We start from the raw sequence: 21,629 nt of genomic DNA, 5'->3' as shown, positions 1-21,629 counted from the left end.
TTTTGTCCAAATTTATTTATGAACAGAACGATGCTCTATCCCCTACGCCTGACCAGAAACTTTTTTCGACTTCGCGGTAGATTTGTTTTAAAGGCAAATTATTTTTCTCAGCCAAGATTTTGCAATCTTCATATTCAGGAGAAATATGAATTTTCTCCCCATCAGTTATTATCTTTACCCTTGCTTTTCCAAACCTAGTTTCAACCACTTTAATCTTTCGGGGAAGTTTTTTTCTTAAATGAAACTGAGTCCGTAGTCCTATAGTTCCGGTCTCAGAAAAGATAAGAGAGGAAAGCTCATTCAATTTGTCAACCTTACAGATGACCGAGAGAATGGTTCCGGGCCTTCCTTTTTTCATAATGATAGGCACAAGGTATACATCCAGTGCACCTTTTTCTATCAGCTTCTCAGTGAGATATCCTAAAACCTCAGGAGTGGTATTGTCTATGTTGGTCTCCAAAACCAGGATTTCATCCTGCTCTAAATCAAGGTTCTTTTCACCAGTCATCACTCTCAAGAGGTTAGGAATTTCCTTCAAATCTGCTGAGCCAGCGCCATAACCTATCTTTTCAATTTTGAAATCCAGCCTAGGTGAAAATTCAGCTAAGGTAGTTATGATCGCCGCACCGGTCGGAGTAACCAGCTCTCCTTCGATATCAGTGTATCTTACCGGGATATTTTTACAAAGCTCGACTGTGGCTGGAGCAGGAACCGGAAATTTTCCGTGGGAGAATTTGACAAATCCTTTTCCAAAAGAAAGCGGAGATGAATAGATTTTATCGACTTCAAGAATGTCCAAGCCTATAACCGCACCCACGATATCGATTATCGCATCCACTCCACCCACTTCGTGAAAATGGATTTTGTCGACGCTTACACCGTGGACTTTTGCTTCAGCCTCAGCTAACCTCTTGAATATCTTTTTAGAATCATCCCTGATTTTTTTATCCAGAGAACTTTTATCAATTATTTTGAATATATCTTTCAGATTTCTGTGAATCTTCTCTTCAGGTGCTTTGACCTCAAATTTCGTCCCTCTGATTCCCTTTTTTTTAGTTTTATAAGCTTTGACTTGATATCCTGTCAAAGGAAGTTTCTTAAGCTCTCTTTTTAGAGCCGAAATCTCCAGCCCCGCATCCAGCAGAGCACCTATAATCATATCCCCGGCAATGCCGGAGAAACAGTCAAAATAAGCGATTTTCATAAATTTACTCATTGGTAGAACAGACATTCTTGTCTGTTGTTATATGCGATCAGACAGGGATGTCTGACTTACCTGCAAAAGTTATTTAGATTCAATGATCAATCGAGTCATTAATCCTGTAAAATATAAAAACGATTCTACTTCTGATGGACTAATAGCGTGCTGTTTATCACTTGCATGTCTTTTATATTGATTAGCAAAAACAATATAATTTTTCAAGAACGATTTCCATTCTTGAGATAATCCTATCTTTTTAAATAACTCATCACAGTTGTTGTCTAATGTCTTCTTATTCTTTAAAATTTTTCTCACCAGACCTTCAACAACCAAATAGCAGTCTATAATCACTTGGTCATATTTCTTGGAAGTGTAGTTTTTAATCGCTTTTAAAAAATTGCTCTTTTCATTTGGATAATCCTCAAGCCAATCAAGCGGTTCTTCAACTAATTTCTTATCAAGCACTTTTGCTCCGCTTGGATAAAACATCCCCTTTTTCCACCTAACTCCTAAATCAACTGTTGCAATTGATAATGCATTTTCTATCCAAGAAGTTATTGTTTTTCTCCTGTCATTATTTTTTTTAAAAAATCTGTAAAGCAGTTCAAGGATTCTAAGTGTCTGCAGAAAATTGTCGCCAGTCAACTTGCGCAAAGCTGGTATGTTATAACCATCACTGCTGAGGATCGGGTTGGCACTATCTATGAGGTCATCTGCATTCTTCCCTAGCCCGTAACATATAGTCCTAAATACGATCCCATACTTCTCATCTTCTTCAATTTCATCGAAAACAGTCTGATTGATTCTTTGGGTAAATTTTCTTTTTTCTTCTTCCGCTGATTCCTGAATTCCAAAAATTTTGTTAAATCTTTTCAGCATATCTAATCACCTATAGGGAGTCACAGGCTGGAAGCCTGTGCCACCGGAAGACTGCCTCATCGTGCCTTTGCCTCTAATTTTTTCATCCCAAGGACAGGCAGGGATGCCTGCCCTACTTACAACTGATTTATCAAACTTGCCGCACAGCCTGCTCCAAAGCCATTATCTATGTTTACTACCACCACTCCAGAAGCACAGGAGTTAAGCATAGCTAACAAAGGAGCTACCCCGCCAAAAGCAGTGCCATATCCTATGCTGGTAGGAACCGCAATCACCAGTTTGTCCACCAGACCTGATACCACAGAAGGCAAAGCCCCTTCCATCCCGGCAACTACTATTATCACTTTTGCTTTTTTCAGCTTATCTATGTATGCTAAAAAACGATGGATCCCAGCCACTCCCACATCATAAAGCCTTTCCACCCTGTTTCCCATCACCTCACAGGTCAAAGCCGCCTCTTCAGCCACGGGAATATCTGAGGTTCCAGCAGAGATGACCAGGATATTCCCTTTTAGCCTGTGAGTTCCTCGTCTTTTAGACTCCAGGATAAAAATCTTTGCCTGCGGATAATATTTTGCTTCATGGAAATAAGGTTTGACTTGCTGAAAAACCTCTTTTTCTATTCTGGTCCCGAGCACTACCGAACCCGACTGTTTGATCTTCTGAGCGATCTTGATTATCTGCTCAACTGATTTCCCCTGGCAATAGATGACTTCAGGAAACCCTTTTCTTAGATGACGGTGGAGGTCAACTCTGGCAAAACCTAAATCCTCAAAAGGCAGAGTCTTCAGATATTCGAGTGCTCTTTGGGGAGTAAGCTTTCTTGCCTTTACTTTATTTAAAAGCTCTAACAGCTTCTGAGGGTTCATCTTTTAAATCTCAGCCCCTATACTCCTCTCTGAGAGAGGAGTATTTGAAAATAAATAGAATTCAAATGCTCTTTTCAAATCTTCGAATTTCTCAGTCGAAATTATATTTTTTCTTAATTCCTGATTCCCGGGAAGTTTTTTTATATACCAGAGAAGATGCTTTCTCATCCTCATAATTCCCCAGTACTCTCCCCTTTCCTGGACAGAAAGACTGAGATGCTTTAAAACCACATCTATCACTTCCTGGATAGAGGGTTCAGGTAAAAGCTCATTTGTCGCGAGATAATAGTTTGCTCTTTCAAAGATCCATGGATTCCCCAGAGCACCTCTTCCTACCATCACCCCATCACAGCCGGTCGAATCTATCATTTTCTTGACATCCTGAGGAGAAAAAATATCACCTGAGCCCAGGATAGTCAGGTTCACTTTAGATTTCACCTCTCCGATTATATCCCAATTTGCCTTTCCTCTGAACATAGATTTGCCGGTACGGGGATGAATGGTTAAGGCGATTACTCCACAATCTTGCGCAATCTTAGCTACCTCTAAAGCCACGATATTTTCTGAATCCCAGCCGCTTCTGATCTTAAGAGTTATTGGAAGGGAAACAGATTTGGCCACAGATGAAACGATCTTTCTTAGAAGCCCTAAATCTCTTAACACCGCTGCGCCCCCATTTTTCTTGGTCACTTTCTTTACGGGACAAGCGAAGTTAAGGTCGATCAGGTCCGGCTTTAGCCTTTCGACTTCTTTTGCTGCAGAGGCCAGTTTCTCCGGATCTGAGCCGTAGAGCTGAATCCCTATTGGTCTTTCCTCCTCTTTAAAGTAAAGGAGCCTCAGCGAGTTAGTGTTTTGACGGACAAGCCCATCAGCTGAGATCATCTCAGTATAAGTTAAGGTAGCCCCAAAACTTCGGGCTAAAATCCGAAAAGAAGAGTCTGTTACCCCGGCCATTGGAGCTAAAATCACTCTGCCCGAAAGATTTAAGTTTCCCAGTTTCATGACGACAATATAATTGAATGGGGCTTACAGGCAAGCCTTTTTTAATAGAGATATTCTGGTAAAGTTGTTGACAAGCCAGAAGAAATATATTTCTTAAGTTGAAGGAGGAGGGATATGCCGGAGATAGTCGTCAAATTCGAGGACAAGATTGTCGAAAGGGTGGTTACCGAGAAGAAGAGAATAACCATCGGCAGGACTCAGGATAATGATATCATTCTGAATAACCGGGGAGTTTCCAGGAAACATGCTCAGATAGAATTCAATCCAAGCGGGGCAGTGATCATCGATAACGAGAGCCTGAATGGAACCTTCGTCAATAACCGCAAGATAACAGAGGAATTTCTAAAGGACAATGACCTGATAACCATAGGGAAATTTAACCTGACCTATCGCCAGAGCATATCCAAGGATCCTCGCCTTTCAGATATGGATGGCACTATGGTCATGCAGACTCGAAAACACAAGGACCTGTTGAGCAAAGACAGGAAAGAGCAGGAGATAACTCAAAAGGTCGGATGTTCAGTACTTTTAGGTGAACTTAACGTAGATAGAAAAGAGTGCCCTCTGGACAAGGAGGTCATCACCCTGGGCAAGGGGACTTTCGTCAATATAAGGGCTCGTGGGTTTTTCCTGCCCAAGCTTCAGGCTAAGATAGTGAAAGAAAACGATGAGTATCTGCTGGTCAGTCTGGGCAGGAAAGGGATGACCCAGGTAAATGGTGAGGAGGTCCAGAGACACAGGCTGAAAAACGATGATCTTATCCAGATAGGTAAGTCGGTTTTCCGCTTCATCCAAAGGAAAAGTTAAATGCGTCTGGCTTTTTTCTCTGATGTGCACGCTAATTTAGAAGCACTAAAAAGCGTGATCAGAGATTTCGAGACGGAGAAAATAGAGAAGTTTTTTTTCCTGGGGGATGCCGTGGGCTACGGACCTGAACCAAACGAATGCCTGAGCCTGATCCAGAAGACGGCTGAAGTACAGCTGATGGGGAATCACGATTACGCTGCCTTAGGGCTTCTGGACATCAGCTATTTCAATCCTTACGCCAAAGAAGCTATCGAGTGGACCCGGAAGAAGCTTACCGAGAAAAGCATAGAGATGATCTCCGGCTACAAGATCGATCATCGCTTTGATATTTTCCATCTGGTCCATTCCACACCCAAAGAGCCCTTAAACTGGGACTATATCTTTTATCTGGAAGAAGCTGAGGAGAATTTTTCTTACTTTAATAGCCAGATTTGTTTAATCGGGCATTCCCATTCTCCTTTCATAATAAAAAAGTATAAGGAGAAAAGCTGTTTTCTACAGGACGAGCCAGAGACCCAGATCGAGGAGGGATACAAATACCTTATAAACATAGGCTCTGTAGGACAGCCTAGAGATGGCAACAATAAATCCTGTTACCTGATCTATGATTCAAATGAGAAAAAAGCCTGGCTTAAAAGAATTCCTTATGACCTGAAACGCACTCAGCAGAAGATGAAAAAAGCGAACTTGTCCTCTTATCTCATAGAACGGTTAGCCTTGGGGAAATAAGCTGAAAAGGGGTTCAAAATGGGGCTTAGAGACCTGTTTCAATTAAATACAAAAAGCGCTTTTTCGGATTGGACCAGAAGGTTTTCCGGGGTCATCCTTTACATTCTGATAACCTTTTTAGTAATGGTGTTATATCTGGACCAGCAGAGCTGGCTGGAAAAGTTTAACCTCAAATTTCAGGATTTAGGCTATAAATTCAGGGGAAAAATTGAAACCGGAAATGAGCTGGTTATCTTAGCTCTGGACCGCAAAAGTCTAGACCAGTATGGCCGCTGGCCCTGGTCCAGAGACAAACTGGCAACCCTGGTTGAAAAATTATCCTCAGCTAATCCCAAGGTCATCTATCTGGATTTCTACCTGCCTCCTGACGTAGTTGAGGATACTTCAGGTAGAACTGACCTCCTTTCAGGGGCGATACGAAAAGCCGGCAACGTCATCCTGCCTTTATACTTCAACTTTGCGGAGGTAGGTTTGACTCCTACTCGGTATCCGGATATCCTGTTAAGCTCTGCTCTAAAGAATATCCAGGATAGAGAGGAGCTTAGCTACGACCTGCCTTATAAAGCCAAGGAGGTTTACTATCCAGGTCAGACCTTGGCTGAAGCAGCATGTGCCTTAGGATATGTTAATCAGGTTCGCGATCTGGACAAAAAGGTCCGGCATGAATCGATGATTGTGGCTTATGATGACAATTACTACCCCTCGGTCTGCTTGCAGATAGCCCGCAGATATTTAAATCTGAATATGGAGGATTTAAAAATCGAGCCGGGCGGAAAGATCTATTTGAAGGACACTTTTATCCCCACGGATAACCAGTGGAGATTTTTAATTAACTACGATGGTCCAAAAGGCTCTTTCAAGTATTATCCCGCATCTTCTCTTTTAGATGGCTCGTTTAGCCCGGATCTTTTCTTCCGGAAGATCGTTCTGGTGGGTTTAACTGACCTTTCCATCTCCCAGGTAAATACCCCAGTCTCTTCACGCTTCCCCTCTATAGAGAAAACCGCTTGCGTGGTGGAGAATATCATTCATAAGAACTTTTTGAAAATTTCCGGCTTCCTTTCGATCCTTGATTTTTTAGTTCTGATCTTAATCGGGAGCTTCTGTGCTTTTGTTTTACCCAATGTCAATCTGGTTCAGAGGCTGATCATACTCTTCGTGTTCCTTTTTGTGATACTGAATCTGAGCTTTATTCTTTTTTCCTCTTTTCACATAATCACCAAACCGTTTTACCCGCTTTTGGAGCTTATACTTTTCCTATTAGTCTCTCCTGGTATAAAATCGCAAAAAACTTCAGCTCCAAAGATGAGAGAGGAGGAGGAGACCAGGGAACCGAATGAGATAAAGGAAAGGTTTATCCCGACAGAACCTGAGCCGGAAAAGACAATGCGGCTGGGGCTAAAGGAAGAAACTAAAGAGAGGACACCTACTCCTTTTCCTTCTACTCCTGTTCCTAAACCGTTAGAAGAGACCTCTACCCCTAAAGTTGAGAAAAGCACTTCGCATATTTCGGTTAGTCAGTTCGGCCGGTATCAGGTTCAGGAGATAATAGGCAGGGGTGCAATGGGCACGGTGTACAAAGGGGTGGACCCGGCCATTGACCGTCTGGTGGCTTTAAAGACTATCAGATTAGATACCCTGGCTTCCCCTGAGGAGATGGCTGAGCTGGTAGACCGGTTAGTCAAAGAGGCTCAGGCTGCAGGCAGGCTCTCTCATCCGAATATTGTCACCATTTACGATGTGGGACAGGAAGGAGACCTTTACTATATTGCTATGGAATACCTGCAGGGGTATACTCTGGATAAGATGATCCAGAAGAAATCAGACCTGAATTACAAGATCGTGGCTAAGATTATGATCCAGACCTGCCTGGCTTTGAGTTATGCCCATGAGAAAGGGATAATCCACCGGGATATCAAGCCGGCCAATATAATGATTCTGGATAATTTCGATATAAAAGTGATGGACTTCGGAATCGCCAGGTTAGGCGGCTCTGCAACTATGACCCAGACCGGAATAGCCATGGGAACCCCCAGCTATATTGCTCCAGAGATTCTCCAGGGGAAGACTGCTGACAGAAGATCGGATATCTTTTCTCTTGGAGTAGTCCTGTACGAGATTTTGACCGGGCAAAAGCCCTTTAAAGGCGAAACCATCAGCGCTTTAATCTACAGCATATTGAATGACCAGCCTTTAATGCCCTCAGCCATAAATGAGAAAACTCCGACACTTTTTGACCGAATTGTAGGCAAAGCCCTGGAAAAAGTTCCGGAGGGTAGATACCAGAATGCCTCTGAGATGGAAGCCCAGCTAAAAGAATTCCTTTCCTCTTTTGTCGTCACCCGCACCTTCAGGATCTGACGGGAACATTAATCAGCAGGGGTAGACCTTGCGTGTTTGCTCTATTCACACTTTTCTCCCAGCTAAAGTTTTTTGGTTTCTATATATCTATTGATGTAGGGTCAGTTCATGAACTGATCCTACAGAATAGTGATACTCAGGCAAATGTATAAGTCAGGGGCGTTCATTTGAACGCCCCTACGCTGCTCCGAATTAAAATTTCATTTGCTTGATAGCAAAATTAGAATTATAATATCCCTGATTTTTTCAGAGGAAATCAATGTCCAGAAAGATCTTGATAATTGAGGATGACAAGGATATCGTCGAATTGGTCAGACATTATCTGGAAAAGGAAAATTTTGTCCTGAAAGATGCTGCAGATGGCTTTTCAGGTCTTAAAAAAGCTAAAGCTGAAAATTTCGACCTGGTTATACTGGATATAATGCTTCCGGAAATAGATGGACTGGAGGTCTGTAAAGAGTTAAGAGCAGATCCAAAAACCTCCTCTACTCCTGTGATAATGCTGACCGCCAAGGGAGAGGAGACAGATAAGATCGTTGGCCTGGAAATAGGAGCGGATGATTACCTAACCAAGCCTTTCAGCCCCAGAGAGCTGGTTGCCAGAATTAAAGCCCTGCTTAGGAGAATTGAGAAAAAAACTGAAAAGGAGAAAATCTATCGTTATAGTAATCTGGTTCTGGATCCATTCAAACATGAGGTTACTCTGGATAGAAAGGCATTTCAACTGACTTCAAAGGAGTTTGCCCTGCTCGAATGTTTACTGCGAAACAAGGGAAGGGTTTTAAGCCGGGATTACCTGATGGACCAGGTTTGGGGGTACGATTATTATGGAGGGATGCGCACTGTGGATGTCCATATCCGAAGATTAAGGGAGAAAATTCCCCTTTTATCCCAGAACATTCAAACTGTCAAGAATCTGGGTTACAGACTTAAAGAGATTTTACCCGAATAAGTCTCAGTTTTTTTTATATGAGGATGCAGCTTAAATTATTTTTGACTTATCTTCTGGTCAGTTTATTAGGTCTCTCCTTAGCCGGTGTTTTGATTTCATCTTCTGAGAGAAAACGCTCCCTGACTCAACTCGAGCAGAGTATGTTTTCTCAAACTCACCTTTTGTCTATTATCTTCTCTACTTCCTTGAGTGACAGTTTAAGCCTTGCCACAATCGATAGTTTGACTGATGAGCTCAGCAGAGATATTCAGGGCAGGATTACCATCATCGACAAACAAGGTAAGGTCCTGGGTGATTCGTATGAGAGCGGCGAGGCACTTTTTCGTATGGAGAATCACAGAAACAGGCCTGAGGTAGCTTCAGCCCTGCAGGATAAGCCTGGAAAGAGTATTCGCTATAGTTATACCGTAAAGGAGGAGATGCTTTATATAGCTTCTCCCATTAAACTTCAGGGCGAGATAATAGGCGTGGCGCGCTTAGCCCTTCCATTGACCGAGCTGAGACATCAGCAGAATAGGATATTTAATATCGTGCTCTTAGGACTGGTTGCAGCCTTCATATTTTCGCTGGTCTTGAGCCTCGGGTTTGCTAACCGGGTATCCAAACCCCTGCGCCAGATGATGCAGATAGGCAAGTTGCTGTCCAAAGGAGATTTTACCCAGAGGATAAAGATAAAAACCAGAGATGAAATTGGAGAGTTAGGCGAAATCCTGAACCAGATGTCTGACGAGCTTTCACAGAAGATCGCTCAGATAGGTGAGGAAAAATCCCAGCTCGACTCGATTCTCTCCAGCATGGTGGAAGGGGTTCTGGCTGTGGACTCTTCTGGAAGAGTTCTTTTAGTTAACAAGAATTTGAGTCAGGTGTTTAATCTGGGTTCCGCAACTTATGGAAAGCCATATTATGAGGTAATTCGTAATCCGGAACTTAATCAATTCATTCAGGAGGTTCTGACAAACCCCAAGGAGAAAAGAAAAGAAGTCTCTTTTTTTCATCCGGAAGAAAAAGATTTTATGGTGCAGTCCGCACTGGTGGAGCAGAAAAGAAAAGGCTCCATCTTTCTGCTTTTTGTTTTTCACGACATCACCGAACTCAAGAAAACAGAGCGGGTTCGCAAGGATTTCGTGGCAAATGTCTCGCACGAGTTGAGAACTCCATTGACTTCCATCAAAGGGTTTGTGGAAGCTTTGAGAGATGGTGCCATTAACGACCCTGAAAAATCTCTACAATTTCTATCCATAATCTCCCAGCATGCTGACAGGATGAATAAAATCGTGACCGACCTTCTTCAGCTTTCCCGAATTGAATCAAAAGACTTCCTCCTCAAAATTGAACCTTTCCTTGTAAGGGAGCTTTTGGATGAGGTTTTCTCAACTCTCAAAAGCTCATCTGAGGAGAAATCGCAAATTCTGGAAGCCAGCCTTCCATCACCTGATCTGAAAGTCTTGGCAGACAGACATTGGATAACCCAGGCTTTGACCAACTTAGTGGATAATGCCATCAAATATACTCCTGAAAAAGGGAAGATAAGGATTGAAGCGAAAGATAAAGGGGAATCTGTCGAGATTGCGGTAATCGACAACGGAATCGGAATTCCCCAGAAAGACCTGCCCCGCATTTTTGAAAGGTTTTACCGGGTAGATAAAGGACGTTCCCGGGAATCAGGAGGAACCGGGCTTGGGCTTTCCATAGTCAAACATATAATCGAAGCCCATGGCGGAAAAGTTGAGGTGAAAAGTCAGGAAGGGAAAGGAAGCGAGTTCAGCTTTGCTCTAAAAAAGGTGTAAGCCTGATTTCTGAAGTGTAAAGCCGTCAAGGTCTTGAGACTTCAGCTTTACCTTTATAAAGCTAAAGCTTTATACTCCAATTTTCCTGCAAAACCGGTGGAACAGGCATCCTTGCCTGTTCGCTCAAGCCAGACAGGTAGAGGCTATTGCTCAATTCCTGGAAAACCCATATTCATTAAGGAGGCGTGAATGTAGGGACAGCCCTTGTGGCTGTCCGTCTTAGGGTTAGGACAGGGACAAGCCCTGTCCCTACAAAAAAAATCACCTGAAAAACCTTGGCAACAGCCTCAGAATGTCTGACCCTACCGGAACATAATGCGTAGCGGAGGTTTTAAACCTCCGTACCTGAGCCCTAAAGGCTCAGCTACGCGATTTTTTTTTTCATTGTAGACTTTAGGCTCCCATTAAATAAATGGAAGGCTAAAGCCTTCCTTTACATAGTTCGCCGGATCGCCATAATAGTGAGATCGTCTGTCTTAGGTGCTCCGGATAAAAAGTTCCTCAGGTCTTTGAGGCAGGCTTCAGTGAGCATTTGGGCAGAAGGTTCAGGAAAACCCTTGACCAGCTCGACCAGCCTTTTCTCACCGTATTCCGAATCCAATTTGTTACGTGCCTCTGTGAGACCGTCCGTGTAAAGTAACAGACTGTCACCGGCTGAGAGCCAAAGTTTATTTAGAGTATACTCACCGCTGCAGAACATCCCAAGTGGCAAGCCAGTTGGACCCAGATAGGAAATCTCACCTTTCCTGACGAGCAAAGGAGGAAAATGCCCGGCATTACAGATTTCGATCTCGCCGGATTGACCTATTTTACCGCAGACTAAAGTGGCGTAGTCAGTCGACATAGTGCTCTCACAGAAAAGCCGGTTAGCTCTCTCCATCATCTCTGTGATCGATAAACCAACAGAGACCAGGCTATGAAAGATAGCATGCAGGTTTGCCATAAGCATAGATGCAGCTACTCCTTTGCCAGAGACATCACCTAAGACGAACAATAGATCCTCATTATCTGTTCCCAGTTCCACCAGGTCACAGTAATCGCCGCTCACCGGACCTGCAGCCTCATAGTGATAGTAAATATCCCAGCCTGGGATGCTCACATTTTTGTTAGGCAGCAGTTTCGCCTGGATTTTCGCAGCCTGGCTTAAATCCTGCTCCAACGACTGCTGTTGTGCAGGCGTGAGGTGGTCAAGGCATACCCGGATCAGAGGGTCTGTGATCAGCGCTTCTTCTTCAATCGGCTCATGACAGACCTCACACAGGCCATAAGAGCCGTTATCTATACGCTCAAGCGCTGAATCCACCTCTTTTAAAAGATGGGTGATTTGTGCATTATCTTTGAATCTTCCTGTCGCAGTCTTAAGTCTATCTCTGCGATCCAGAAGCCACAGGCGAAGATCTCTATCTCTGACCGTGCTCATTTTATTCCTTCCTTTTAGATATTCTGAAAACTTTGGTGTTAGTAGAACAGACATTCTTGTCTGTTCATTCAGGTCAGACAGGAATGTCTGACCTACCGAAATGTTTTTTGTAGCGGAAACCTTCAGGTTTCCATTAAATGGATGGAAGGCTAAAGCCTTCCGCTACTTTAGGAAACTAAGTTCAGGATATAACCTTCCAAGAATAATCCAGTCCCGCTGTTTTTCTTATCATTGAGCTTACTGAGCAGTATTTATCAGCAGAAAGCTCAACTGCATTTTTCAGATCAGAATCTTTAAGGTCTTTTCCCTGGAAAATATATTCGATTTTGATTTTTTTAAAAACTCTGGGATGCTCATCCGCCCTTTCCGCTTCGAGTTTTATCTCCAGGCCATCTAATTTGACCCTTTTCTTTTCCAGAATCGGAACCACATCCAATCCGGTGCAGGCACCAAGAGCTGTTAACACTAACTCCATCGGAGTAGGTCCGGTATTTTCCCCGCCTTTTTCGATGGCTATATCCATTTTGACCCTATGCCCGGATTCAGTTTCCCCTTCAAACCTGCGTTTACCCAACCATTTTATCTTAGCCCACATATTACACCTCTATTATCTATTTGGTTAGACGGTAGAACAGACATTCTTGTCTGTTCAATCAGATCTGTATCTAATCTAACCGTTTATCTTAAAGATAGCCAATGACCTAACCCTGTCCCTCCCTTTAGGGGAGGGACAGGGTTAGCCGCAGACTTTATGTCTGCGTTACAACGCTCTAATGCTGATACGCCCAGATGGGCGACTACCTTCTCCATCATACGATGTCAGACAAGAATGTCTGACCTACCAATCAGATTCGATTGAAAAAGAGAGAACTTCTCTTTAAATTGTCTTATCAGCCGCACCTTTTATGCCTGTACCCACATACTGGACAGAATATGTCGCCGTCTACCCTTTTAAGTCTGGCAAAGTGACAATTGGGACATTCCTGTTCCTCTTTTAGTATTTCAACAAAAGAATTTTTTTGGTCTGAGGATTTTTCCTCTTTCTTGATTTTGTCTTTTTTCTTTAACCCCGCCAAAACGACTTTAGTCAATCTATTAAAATCTTGTCCAATTTCTCTACAAAGCTGCCCTTAGGAGCAGCACCGACCATTTGATCCACCACCTGACCTTTTTTGAAGAAAAGCAGGCTGGGGATGCTCATTATCCCGTATTTGATCGAGGTCTTTCCGTTGTTATCCACATTCAGTTTCCCCACTTTTAGCTTACCTGCATATTCCTTTGCCAGTTCATCCACGATTGGACCAACCATCCTGCAGGGACCACACCAGGTAGCCCAGAAATCCACTAAAACCGGCAAATCCGATTTCAAAACCTCCTGTTCGAAATTGTCATCTGTGAGTTCAACAGGCTCGCTCATCTTCTCTCCTCACGCTTTTAGATTTAGTTGTCACTTGGATCCGATTTCGGATAGAATCTCTTTGATCCTTTCAAATAACTTCTGCTCCTTTTCCATTCCAATTATCTGCTCTAAAACCTTTCCCTGTCTGAAAAAAAGTAAATTCGGCATGCTCAAGATATTAAACCTTGCGCCTATCTCAGGAAATTTGCCCACGTCCAATTTCCCCACTTTTAATTTACCTTTATATTCAGTTGATACTTTTTCTAAGATCGAGAACATCCCCTTGCACGGTCCACACCACTCTGCCCAGAAATCGACCAGATAGAGATCTTTTGATTTCATAACCTCAGAGTCAAAATTTTTATCAGTCAGCTCGGTCATAACCTTTTTTCAATGTCTTTGATTCTCCTCTCCAATTCTCTAATCTTTTTGACATAGAGAGGCAAAAGGGTGATGCAGGCTTCGATTTTCTTGGCCTTTGTATGCTCTCTGGCTGGATAACCTGAGACTATGGTATTAGAAGGAATAGACTTGGTCGCTCCTGCCTGGGCACCAAACATCACATTGTCCCCTATCTTTATATGCCCTCCTAATCCAACCTGACCTCCCATGACTACATTTTTCCCCACCTTGGTACTCCCGGAGATACCTACCTGTGCGGCTATAACGGTATTCTCTCCAATGGAAACGTTATGACCTATCTGAACCAGGTTGTCGATTTTGGTACCTTTCCCTATCCTGGTCTCTCCTAAAGTAGCCCTATCGATGGTGGTATTCGCCCCTATCTCTACATCATCTTCTAAGACTACCCTGCCGACCTGAGGTATCTTATGATAGACTCCACCTTCTTTAGCATACCCGAATCCATCACTTCCAATAACTACTCCGGGGTGGAGGATAATCCTTTTCCCGATCAGGCTTTCTTCCCGGATAGTCACCCTGGGATAGAGAAAGCTTTCCTCCCCTAAAACAGAATCGTCAGCTATAAAGCTTCCAGCTAAAATCGTTACCCGGTCTTCGATTTGAACCCTGTCGCCAATTACCACATAAGGCCCGATATGGACACCTTTTCCAATCCTGACATCTTTTCCCAGAATGGCGCTTTTATGAACCCCCTCTGGAAAAACTTGTTTTATTGTGAAAATTTCTAACGCTTTGCAAAAAGCATAGTAGGGATTGTTATGCCGGATAAGGGGGATTTTCAGTCTTTCAATTTCCTTTCCTACTATCACAGCAGAGGCACCGGTCTTCTCCAGGTAGGCTCTGTACACAGGATTAACCAGGAAAGTCAGGTCACCAGTTTTAGCCTCTTCTATCCCGGCTACCCCCCGAATCTTAACCGAGCCATCTCCTATGAGTTCTCCTGAGACCAGAGAAGCTATTTCCCCTAAGGTTTTCTCCATATCCGAACTTTTTAAACGAAAATCTATTGCATCTTGCTCAATGCATCCAGAACCATATCCGTCAGGTCCAGACCCTTTTTGGCCCAGGCAACGTTACCGTTGACTGCATCGAAGATCATTATGTAATTATTCTCCAGGGCTATCTTTTCTAAGGCGGCATTGATCTTATCCAAAATCGGTTTAGTTAGATCAGTATTTAGCTTCTCCATCTTCCCGCCTGGACCGAAGGTCTGATTGATAAAGGTTGTATATTCGTTCTTTTTTTGCTCGATAAATTGTTCTTTCTCCTTTTTCTTCTCCTCGCTCAGAAGCAGGCTCTGCTTGTCGAAGTCAGCCTGCAGGCTATCCACTCCTTTCTTGAGACTATCTGCCTGGAGCTGCCATTTAGCCACTTCCTGATCAAATTTTACCTGAACGTCAGCGAACTCTTTATAACTGGTCCGGAGCTTCATAGAATCAATATATCCGATCTTCCCCTCCTGAGCCAGAAGCTGGGTACTAAAAAGAATTAGAAAACTGATCCCGGATAAAAAAACTGTCAGGATTTTTGAATTTATTCTAAACATTTTTTCCTCCGAATCTTAGAAGGGTCTGCCGAACTGGAAGTGAGGTCTCCACTTATCTTTTCCAGGATAGTCGAATCCATAACCGAAATCAAATCCTATCATCCCCAAGCTGGGCACGACCATCCTGAAACCAAAACCGGCTGATTTGTAAAGCCGCCTGAAGGAAACTGGAGAAAATCGTCTGCCGCTCATCCAGGCGTTTCCGGCATCCGCAAAAAGCAGAGCATAAATCTGCTGCTCCACCAGGGGAAACTGATACTCCAGATTATAAACCAGCATGCTCCTCCCGCGGATGAGATTGCCAGAAGCATCTCTGGGACCTATCCAGCCATCCGGATAACCTCTCACCATTCCATCCGGGTCAGTGCCACCAGGGGCAAATCTCTCGCTATAGGGAACATTTGAGTTGCGTTCGTATCCATCGATTAAGCCAGCCCGAACTTTTGCCATCAGGACGAATTTCCAGAAAGTTTTTACATATTTGGAGAACTCGAATATATGTTTATGGTAGGACCAGTTTCCACCTAAAAGCCCGCCGGCTAATTCAACATCATAAGTCAGAACCGAACCGGAAGTGGCAAACTGAGGCAGGTCCCTGGAATCCCTCAAGAAAGTGAAATTCACACTTGATGTCATTTGTGGCCATTTTATGTACTGGAGTCCGTAGGGGCTATCTTTGTAATTTGTCAGATAAGTCTCAGAGAAATCAAAATAGCGTACGCTTTCCAGTCTGTATCTGACGTAGAGCCTCGAATAGTTATCTGGCCAACTCAGCCTCCTGCCTATCCTAAGTCCACCCCCGGTTCTACCTTCTGTAAAGTCCGAGTACCATCTGCGGTTGACCCGATAAATGTCTATTCCCACAGAAGTAGGGGTATCCTTGAACCACGGCTCAGTGAAACTAAGCTGAAGGGAATTTGTCGTCTTGCCGAATTCCCAGTTAAGCTGCGCATTCTGCCCATTACCCATAAAATTGGGTATCCCCAGGCCTATGGAACCCACTAACTTGTCGATCGCGCTGTACCCTGCTCCAAAATTAATTGTGCCGGTCTGTTTTTCCTCGATTTTGAGTATAAGATCTATGTCGCCATTCGGTAATACCTCGATATCCGGAGTCACGTTGGAGAAATAGTTCAGATACATCACATCCCTCAGGCTCCTCAAAAGTATCGAACGATGAAACCTCTGACCCGGAATTACTGATAATTCCCTCCGGACGACTTTCTCCTTGGTTTTGATATTCCCTTCGATTCTCACGAAATGGATGTTAGCTGGAACACCTTCAGTTATCTGGTAATCAATATTTACCGCATTCCCGTGGGTAGAGGTATTATCCAGGATCTGGACGTAGATATAACCTTCTTCTTGATAAAGATTGTTAAGCTCGGTTAAGGTCTCTTCATATTTTTTCTGACCATAAAACTCCCCTGGCTTGAACTTGACTACCTTCCGGAGTTTTTCTTCTGGAAATATGGTATTCCCGTGGAAACTCACCTCTCCGAATTTATACTTTTCTCCTTCAGAGAGCACAAGCCGGATGAACATATCCTTGCCTGTGGGATCAAACCAGATCGAATCCGACAGTACCTCCGCATCCAGGTGCCCATTTTTCCTGTAGAAATCCGTGATCCGCTCCTTATCCTCCTGGTATTTTTCAGAATTAAACTCACCGCTCCTGAGTAAGCTGGCCTGCTTGGTCTTCATCTGTTTTCTGACCTTCCCCTCGCTGAAAGCCCTGTTTCCCTGGACGTAGATTTTTTTAATCTTGACTTTCTGGCCCTCATCGATCTTGTAGTCCAAAACCACTTCTTCTTCCTTTGGACCAGGCTTCAGCTCAGACTGTACACTGGTTGCCGCATAACCTTTACTCCTGTATAAGCCCTGAATGACATTGATGCCGTCCTTAACCTGCTGAGGGCTTATCTGCATCCCGGCTTTAAGACCCAGTTTCTCTTCTATCTCCTGATTCTTGAATTTCTTGTTCCCTTCTATCTCCAGCCGGGCAAGTCTGGGATATTCTTTGAGCCTGATTGTGAGGACCACACCCCCTTCAGTTTGTGTAGCGGTAATAGCTACATCTGAAAAAAGCCCTAAGCCGTAAATTCTTTTGATAGCCCTCTGGATGCTGGTCAGATCAAGATTAGAGCCCGGGGTAAATCCAGAAGCTAAGAGAACCAGAGATTTATCAGCAGATTTATTCCCCACCACCTCTACCCGGGAAATAGTTAAAACCTGGGAATAGGAAAAAGAGTAGACTAAAAGGATTAGAAGAAGGAGCAGAATAGATTTTTTGGGTATCATATTATTTTTTAAGCTTTTGACTTTTTAGGTGCGTTTATCTTACTGATCATTATCTGGGTATAGTCCTGCCGGTGCCCTTTTTTTCTTCTGTACTTCACTCTCCTTTTGAATTTGTAAACCAGGATCTTCTCTCCTTTACCGGTTGACAAAACCTGTGCCTCAATTTTAGCACCCTCCAGATAGGGTTTCCCCACCAGGGGCTCTTTTTCATCTCTGGAGATCAAAAGCACCTTATCGAATACGATCTCTTTCCCCTGTTCTGCTGCTATTTTCGGAATTTTCAGCTTATCCCCTTCCTGGACTTTAAACTGCAGGCCACCGGTTTCCATTACTGCATACATCTAACTTCCTCCGTTTGTGAAATTTTGACTCAAATTCTAAATTTTATACGAAGGCTAATATATTACTATTTTACCCTTAGTCAAGCAGATTTGTTTCATCAGTTTTCTCAAAAATTAACTTTGGGGAAAGATAGAATAAGGGAGTATCTATGTTCATACAAATGTAACAAGTTAAATAACGTAGCGGAGGTCTTCAGACCTCCATTCTTTCTCTGACAGTGGGTGATTTGTCCTCAAGTAACTTGGTCAATTGAGATTCTTGCAGAAAATAAGATGCCCGATCCCTCGCCAGAGCGAATCGGGCATTGGTCTATCATTCCTCTAAAAAAAGCAGCTCTGTAGAGCTACTCAATCCAGATACTAAGGCGCAACTCTGTAAAGAACTCCCCAGATCCTGGAATCATAAGGATCAGAGTCGCTCCCATCCAGGCTTGTATGCTTTATCACATCAATTGCTGCATGTCTTAAAGCAACATTGACCGAATCCATCATACCACTACCGACTATCCAGGTACCAGTAAAAGATCCGTCTCCGTTGTTGTGAAAAGAGCGTCGGTGAGGTTTGCAGTTGTAATAATGACAGGGAAGTGAGTGTAAAAAGACTAAATCGGTAGAATCTCTGGTGAAAACTGTCAGAGTTACGGAATCACCGGCATTGAAGGTTAAGATATTCCCTTTTGAAGTGGTATCAGTTATATTCGATTCAGTTAGAGTCAGGTTTTTTCCTGGAGAGATAACTTCCACTGAATCTATTACCCGCGTATTTGCTGGAAATGAATGAACTAAAAGACCTGAGATCCCTACCAATCTCCAGCCTCGATGATGAGTTTCATTTCCTTCCCTTTTCTCGAAATAAGCATGCTTTACCGCCTCATCGGTTAAAGGCTTAGACATACTCTCTGAACTATCTTTTGCTAAAACGAAAAGGCGTCCATAAAGGGTATCAGTCACAGTTACATAAGCATAGGGATAAAGATGAGTTTGATCTGCCTGATGGACAGTTACATTTATGTCCCTGGTCACGCGATTAATTTTTCTCCACCAGAATTTGATGGTATCAACTGATACTATTTTGGGAAATCCTGTAGAATCCGGGCTGATTACCTCCTGAGGAAATGAGTATGAGTCTGAACCTATCAGGCTGTAGATAGCTTCCTGATCCAAGCTCGTAGTAGGGCTGGTGGATTTTTTGCAGCCTGAGAAAAAGAAGAAGATCAACACTAAGATCATCCCACTGATTACCAGTTTTTCTTTAATCTCTTTCATTTCTTCCCTCCTTCAAGGTTAAAGTTTTTTAAAAGGTTTTAATCTTTTTACCCTCACCTCTTTTAGAATTGTCCTTCTAAAAGATTTAGACCCCCATTTATAAAAAAGGTTTAATCTCTTTTACCTACGATATAAAATCGGAAAATAATAAATGAAAATTTAAGTTTTTTTTGGCTTTTTTTATATGAAGAACGGCCAGCTGAGGCTGACAAAATAAAAATAGTATTCTTTCCCCCCCATTTGTGAAGTACTAATTTGTAAAATATCTCAAATTTCAGCAGGCCCTAAACTAAGCCACAGCCTGAGGTGCTTCTTTTTTCTCCTTGACGATAAGATTTGTGATCAGGGCGATGAAAAATCCATACACCCCGCCTAAAATCAGAGTCCCCCAGAAAATCATGGTTCCTTTTTCAGGAACTGAGCCAGCCGCAAAAGCCATAGGTATGGAGACTATCAAACCGATCAGAATTCCGTGAGCTAGGTAGTTTATCCTCCAGGCTGAAATACCGATGACAAAACCGATAAGCATCCGACTAAGGATAATCGACCAGGCCATACTGGCTGGCATTGGCCCGCTTGAGCTGGCCAATCTCCAACAGACGATTCCGGCAATAAAACCGAGAATGGTTGCTACTAAAATTTTAGTTCCTCTCACCGTTTCCTCCTTTCTGAGATTTTGGAAAGCAAAGGTTTTAGCTTTACTTTCGGTAAAGATGGTTAACCGGCGAAAAGCTAAAGCTCGCCCTTATTAATTTTATCACACCTTATGATTGATCCGATTAATCCCCAGAGCCACATTGCAAACGTAAGAGGTATGCCAATCAACGCGCCTATAACTGTGAAATTAAAGATAACTCCGATTATCCACAATATAAGTATTAATGCCCCTATACCTCCCGCACCTGTGTATATATGCCCAGCTCCCGGGATTATTATAGACAATATGACCGTAGCAACCATAGACTTTGATGGTTTTATGCCTCCTTCTGTTCCCATTTTTACTACTGAGTCATAGCTGTCTACTATATCCTGTTCTGGATGACCCTCAGCTTTAAGCTTCTCGATCAGCTCGGCACGGCTAAACCTTGCCCGGTTAGCTTTAATCCATTCGACCAACTTCAGATCAACAGCCATTTGGAACTCCTTTTAAAGGGGTGGATGTTTTAAGTGTTATTCGATTTCTTTAATTAGAATATCCTGGAAAATAAACCTTAATTGTTTGGTAAACTGGTAAACGAGAAGGTTTACAGTCCATTCCTCAGATTGATCGGAGCTTGATTTCCTTTGACCAGTTGTCAACCTGCTTGAGGCTGGGGCATCTCTGCTGTTTTCTCCCTGATGATCAGGTGAGAGATAATTTCAATTAGAGCGCCGTAAACCATACCTGAAACCCAGTATCTGAGGAATCCACCCATGGGAAGCGCAGGCAGAGCTGCCGGCAAGTAGACGATTGCGCCCATGATTATTCCATGCACCACATAGTTGAATTTGAAACCTGAGATCCCGATGATAAAGCCTAAGATTCCTCCCTCGAAGACGATTGACCAGTAAATCCCTGCACTCAAACCCGGCATCCCACGGGTCATAAGATAAGCGATGATGCCAAAGATAAAACCCAACACGGTGGTAACAAAAACTCTGGTTCCACTCATTTCCCCTCCTTAAGTTAAAGGGTTAAAGGTTTTGCTCTAAGTAAAAACTGGCAAGAAGCTTTTTTATTATCCAATTTTAGCAAATCTAAATGCTGTTTGTCAAGGAAAAAATTTGTCAGTTGGTAGCGTTTCCATTCCTGTGGCAACGATTGAAATCTGTAGGGACAGAACACTGTTCTGTCCCTACAAAAAAACACATTATCACAGGATGTATTTAGCATAAAAACGTCGGGCTCCAACGGCTTGTAGTTGCCCAATTTATTGGGCATTTTGCTCGATAAATCGAGCAACTACAAAATAATTGGCGACCCTGAAAGGGTCGCGCTACGAAATACCCTCTCCTTTTAGGAGAGGGCCAGGGTGAGGTCAGTATACACATAAAAACGCCCGATATCCCGCTTCCAGCGAGGTCGGACGCTACGAACTTTGTAAAAGCAAAATAGTGTAGCGTTGCCACTCCTGTGGCAACGAACAAACAACCTCTCCTAAGAAAATAGGCGTCCTCACAGGAGTGAGGACGCTACAACTGAAAAAACGCCCGACAGAAACGTCCGGCATTACGCGTTTGTAGTTGCCCAATTCATTGGGCATTTTGCTCGATAAATCGAGCAACTACAAAAAGTCCCCAGAAATTAGATCAGATTTTCGGTTTCAAACCCGCCTCAAGCTCCAGCAGATATTTTTTTCGCCAGAG

At 43.2% G+C, this 21,629-nt stretch carries 21 protein-coding genes; 5 read left to right on the top strand and 16 right to left on the bottom strand.

The window, feature by feature from the left end:
- Positions 1 to 16 precede the first annotated feature (16 nt).
- The 4 genes from larC to dusB form a co-directional block, all read right to left on the bottom strand.
- Complete coding sequence (gene larC, locus MUP17_03305) at positions 17 to 1,204, bottom strand: nickel pincer cofactor biosynthesis protein LarC (protein MCJ7458004.1); 1,188 nt, start codon at positions 1,202 to 1,204, stop codon at positions 17 to 19.
- Positions 1,205 to 1,285: 81 nt separating this feature from the next.
- On the bottom strand, positions 1,286 to 2,080 hold the full coding sequence (locus MUP17_03300) for a hypothetical protein (GenBank protein MCJ7458003.1): 795 nt from the start codon (positions 2,078 to 2,080) through the stop codon (positions 1,286 to 1,288).
- Positions 2,081 to 2,196: 116 nt separating this feature from the next.
- Positions 2,197 to 2,949 carry a nickel pincer cofactor biosynthesis protein LarB gene (gene larB / locus MUP17_03295; GenBank protein MCJ7458002.1) on the bottom strand — a complete coding sequence of 251 codons (753 nt, stop codon included), beginning with the start codon at positions 2,947 to 2,949 and terminating at the stop codon, positions 2,197 to 2,199.
- Positions 2,950 to 2,952: 3 nt separating this feature from the next.
- The gene (gene dusB, locus MUP17_03290; GenBank protein MCJ7458001.1) at positions 2,953 to 3,951 is read right to left on the bottom strand and encodes a tRNA dihydrouridine synthase DusB; all 999 of its coding nucleotides are present in this window, start codon (positions 3,949 to 3,951) and stop codon (positions 2,953 to 2,955) included.
- Between the two features lie 114 nt (positions 3,952 to 4,065).
- Between dusB and MUP17_03285 the strand changes: the two genes are divergently transcribed.
- From MUP17_03285 to phoR, 5 genes are all read left to right on the top strand, one after another.
- The gene (locus tag MUP17_03285) at positions 4,066 to 4,758 is read left to right on the top strand and encodes an FHA domain-containing protein (GenBank protein MCJ7458000.1); all 693 of its coding nucleotides are present in this window, start codon (positions 4,066 to 4,068) and stop codon (positions 4,756 to 4,758) included.
- On the top strand, positions 4,759 to 5,487 hold the full coding sequence (locus MUP17_03280) for a metallophosphatase family protein (protein MCJ7457999.1): 729 nt from the start codon (positions 4,759 to 4,761) through the stop codon (positions 5,485 to 5,487).
- 18 nt (positions 5,488 to 5,505) lie between these two features.
- Positions 5,506 to 7,848 carry a serine/threonine-protein kinase gene (locus tag MUP17_03275; protein ID MCJ7457998.1) on the top strand — a complete coding sequence of 781 codons (2,343 nt, stop codon included), beginning with the start codon at positions 5,506 to 5,508 and terminating at the stop codon, positions 7,846 to 7,848.
- Positions 7,849 to 8,107: 259 nt separating this feature from the next.
- On the top strand, positions 8,108 to 8,800 hold the full coding sequence (locus MUP17_03270) for a response regulator transcription factor (GenBank protein MCJ7457997.1): 693 nt from the start codon (positions 8,108 to 8,110) through the stop codon (positions 8,798 to 8,800).
- Positions 8,801 to 8,823: 23 nt separating this feature from the next.
- Positions 8,824 to 10,587: a phosphate regulon sensor histidine kinase PhoR gene (gene phoR, locus MUP17_03265; protein MCJ7457996.1), complete on the top strand. Its 1,764-nt coding sequence runs from the start codon at positions 8,824 to 8,826 to the stop codon at positions 10,585 to 10,587.
- A gap of 433 nt (positions 10,588 to 11,020) precedes the next feature.
- Here the strand turns inward: phoR and MUP17_03260 are convergent, their stop codons facing one another.
- The 12 genes from MUP17_03260 to MUP17_03205 all read right to left on the bottom strand — a co-directional run bounded on the left by MUP17_03260 (position 11,021) and on the right by MUP17_03205 (position 20,935).
- Entirely contained in the window at positions 11,021 to 12,007 is a 987-nt protein-coding gene (locus MUP17_03260; protein ID MCJ7457995.1) for a SpoIIE family protein phosphatase, read from the bottom strand.
- 181 nt (positions 12,008 to 12,188) lie between these two features.
- Entirely contained in the window at positions 12,189 to 12,602 is a 414-nt protein-coding gene (locus tag MUP17_03255; GenBank protein MCJ7457994.1) for an OsmC family protein, read from the bottom strand.
- A gap of 492 nt (positions 12,603 to 13,094) precedes the next feature.
- Positions 13,095 to 13,424 carry a thioredoxin gene (gene trxA, locus MUP17_03250; GenBank protein ID MCJ7457993.1) on the bottom strand — a complete coding sequence of 110 codons (330 nt, stop codon included), beginning with the start codon at positions 13,422 to 13,424 and terminating at the stop codon, positions 13,095 to 13,097.
- 30 nt (positions 13,425 to 13,454) lie between these two features.
- Entirely contained in the window at positions 13,455 to 13,787 is a 333-nt protein-coding gene (gene trxA / locus MUP17_03245) for a thioredoxin (protein ID MCJ7457992.1), read from the bottom strand.
- Positions 13,784 to 14,809, bottom strand: a complete 1,026-nt coding sequence (gene lpxD / locus MUP17_03240; GenBank protein MCJ7457991.1) for a UDP-3-O-(3-hydroxymyristoyl)glucosamine N-acyltransferase — start codon at positions 14,807 to 14,809, stop codon at positions 13,784 to 13,786. Before lpxD ends, trxA (MUP17_03245) begins: the two co-directional genes overlap by 4 nt.
- Before the next feature lie 23 nt (positions 14,810 to 14,832).
- Positions 14,833 to 15,375: an OmpH family outer membrane protein gene (locus MUP17_03235; GenBank protein MCJ7457990.1), complete on the bottom strand. Its 543-nt coding sequence runs from the start codon at positions 15,373 to 15,375 to the stop codon at positions 14,833 to 14,835.
- Between the two features lie 15 nt (positions 15,376 to 15,390).
- Positions 15,391 to 17,676 (bottom strand): outer membrane protein assembly factor BamA, encoded by a 2,286-nt coding sequence (gene bamA, locus MUP17_03230; GenBank protein MCJ7457989.1) that lies wholly within the window; start codon positions 17,674 to 17,676, stop codon positions 15,391 to 15,393.
- A gap of 8 nt (positions 17,677 to 17,684) precedes the next feature.
- Positions 17,685 to 18,017, bottom strand: a complete 333-nt coding sequence (rplU, locus tag MUP17_03225; GenBank protein MCJ7457988.1) for a 50S ribosomal protein L21 — start codon at positions 18,015 to 18,017, stop codon at positions 17,685 to 17,687.
- A gap of 360 nt (positions 18,018 to 18,377) precedes the next feature.
- A complete protein-coding gene (locus MUP17_03220) occupies positions 18,378 to 19,283 on the bottom strand; it encodes a hypothetical protein (protein ID MCJ7457987.1) in 906 nt (301 codons plus the stop codon).
- 289 nt (positions 19,284 to 19,572) lie between these two features.
- The gene (locus tag MUP17_03215) at positions 19,573 to 19,938 is read right to left on the bottom strand and encodes a hypothetical protein (protein MCJ7457986.1); all 366 of its coding nucleotides are present in this window, start codon (positions 19,936 to 19,938) and stop codon (positions 19,573 to 19,575) included.
- A 77-nt stretch (positions 19,939 to 20,015) separates the two neighbouring features.
- A complete protein-coding gene (locus MUP17_03210; GenBank protein MCJ7457985.1) occupies positions 20,016 to 20,417 on the bottom strand; it encodes a hypothetical protein in 402 nt (133 codons plus the stop codon).
- A 161-nt stretch (positions 20,418 to 20,578) separates the two neighbouring features.
- The gene (locus MUP17_03205; GenBank protein ID MCJ7457984.1) at positions 20,579 to 20,935 is read right to left on the bottom strand and encodes a hypothetical protein; all 357 of its coding nucleotides are present in this window, start codon (positions 20,933 to 20,935) and stop codon (positions 20,579 to 20,581) included.
- Between the last annotated feature and the right edge of the window lie 694 nt (positions 20,936 to 21,629).

The sequence above is a fragment of the Candidatus Zixiibacteriota bacterium genome (assembly GCA_022865345.1).
GTDB lineage: Bacteria > Zixibacteria > MSB-5A5 > MSB-5A5 > RBG-16-43-9 > RBG-16-43-9.
This window is presented reverse-complemented; position numbering and strand designations above follow the sequence as displayed.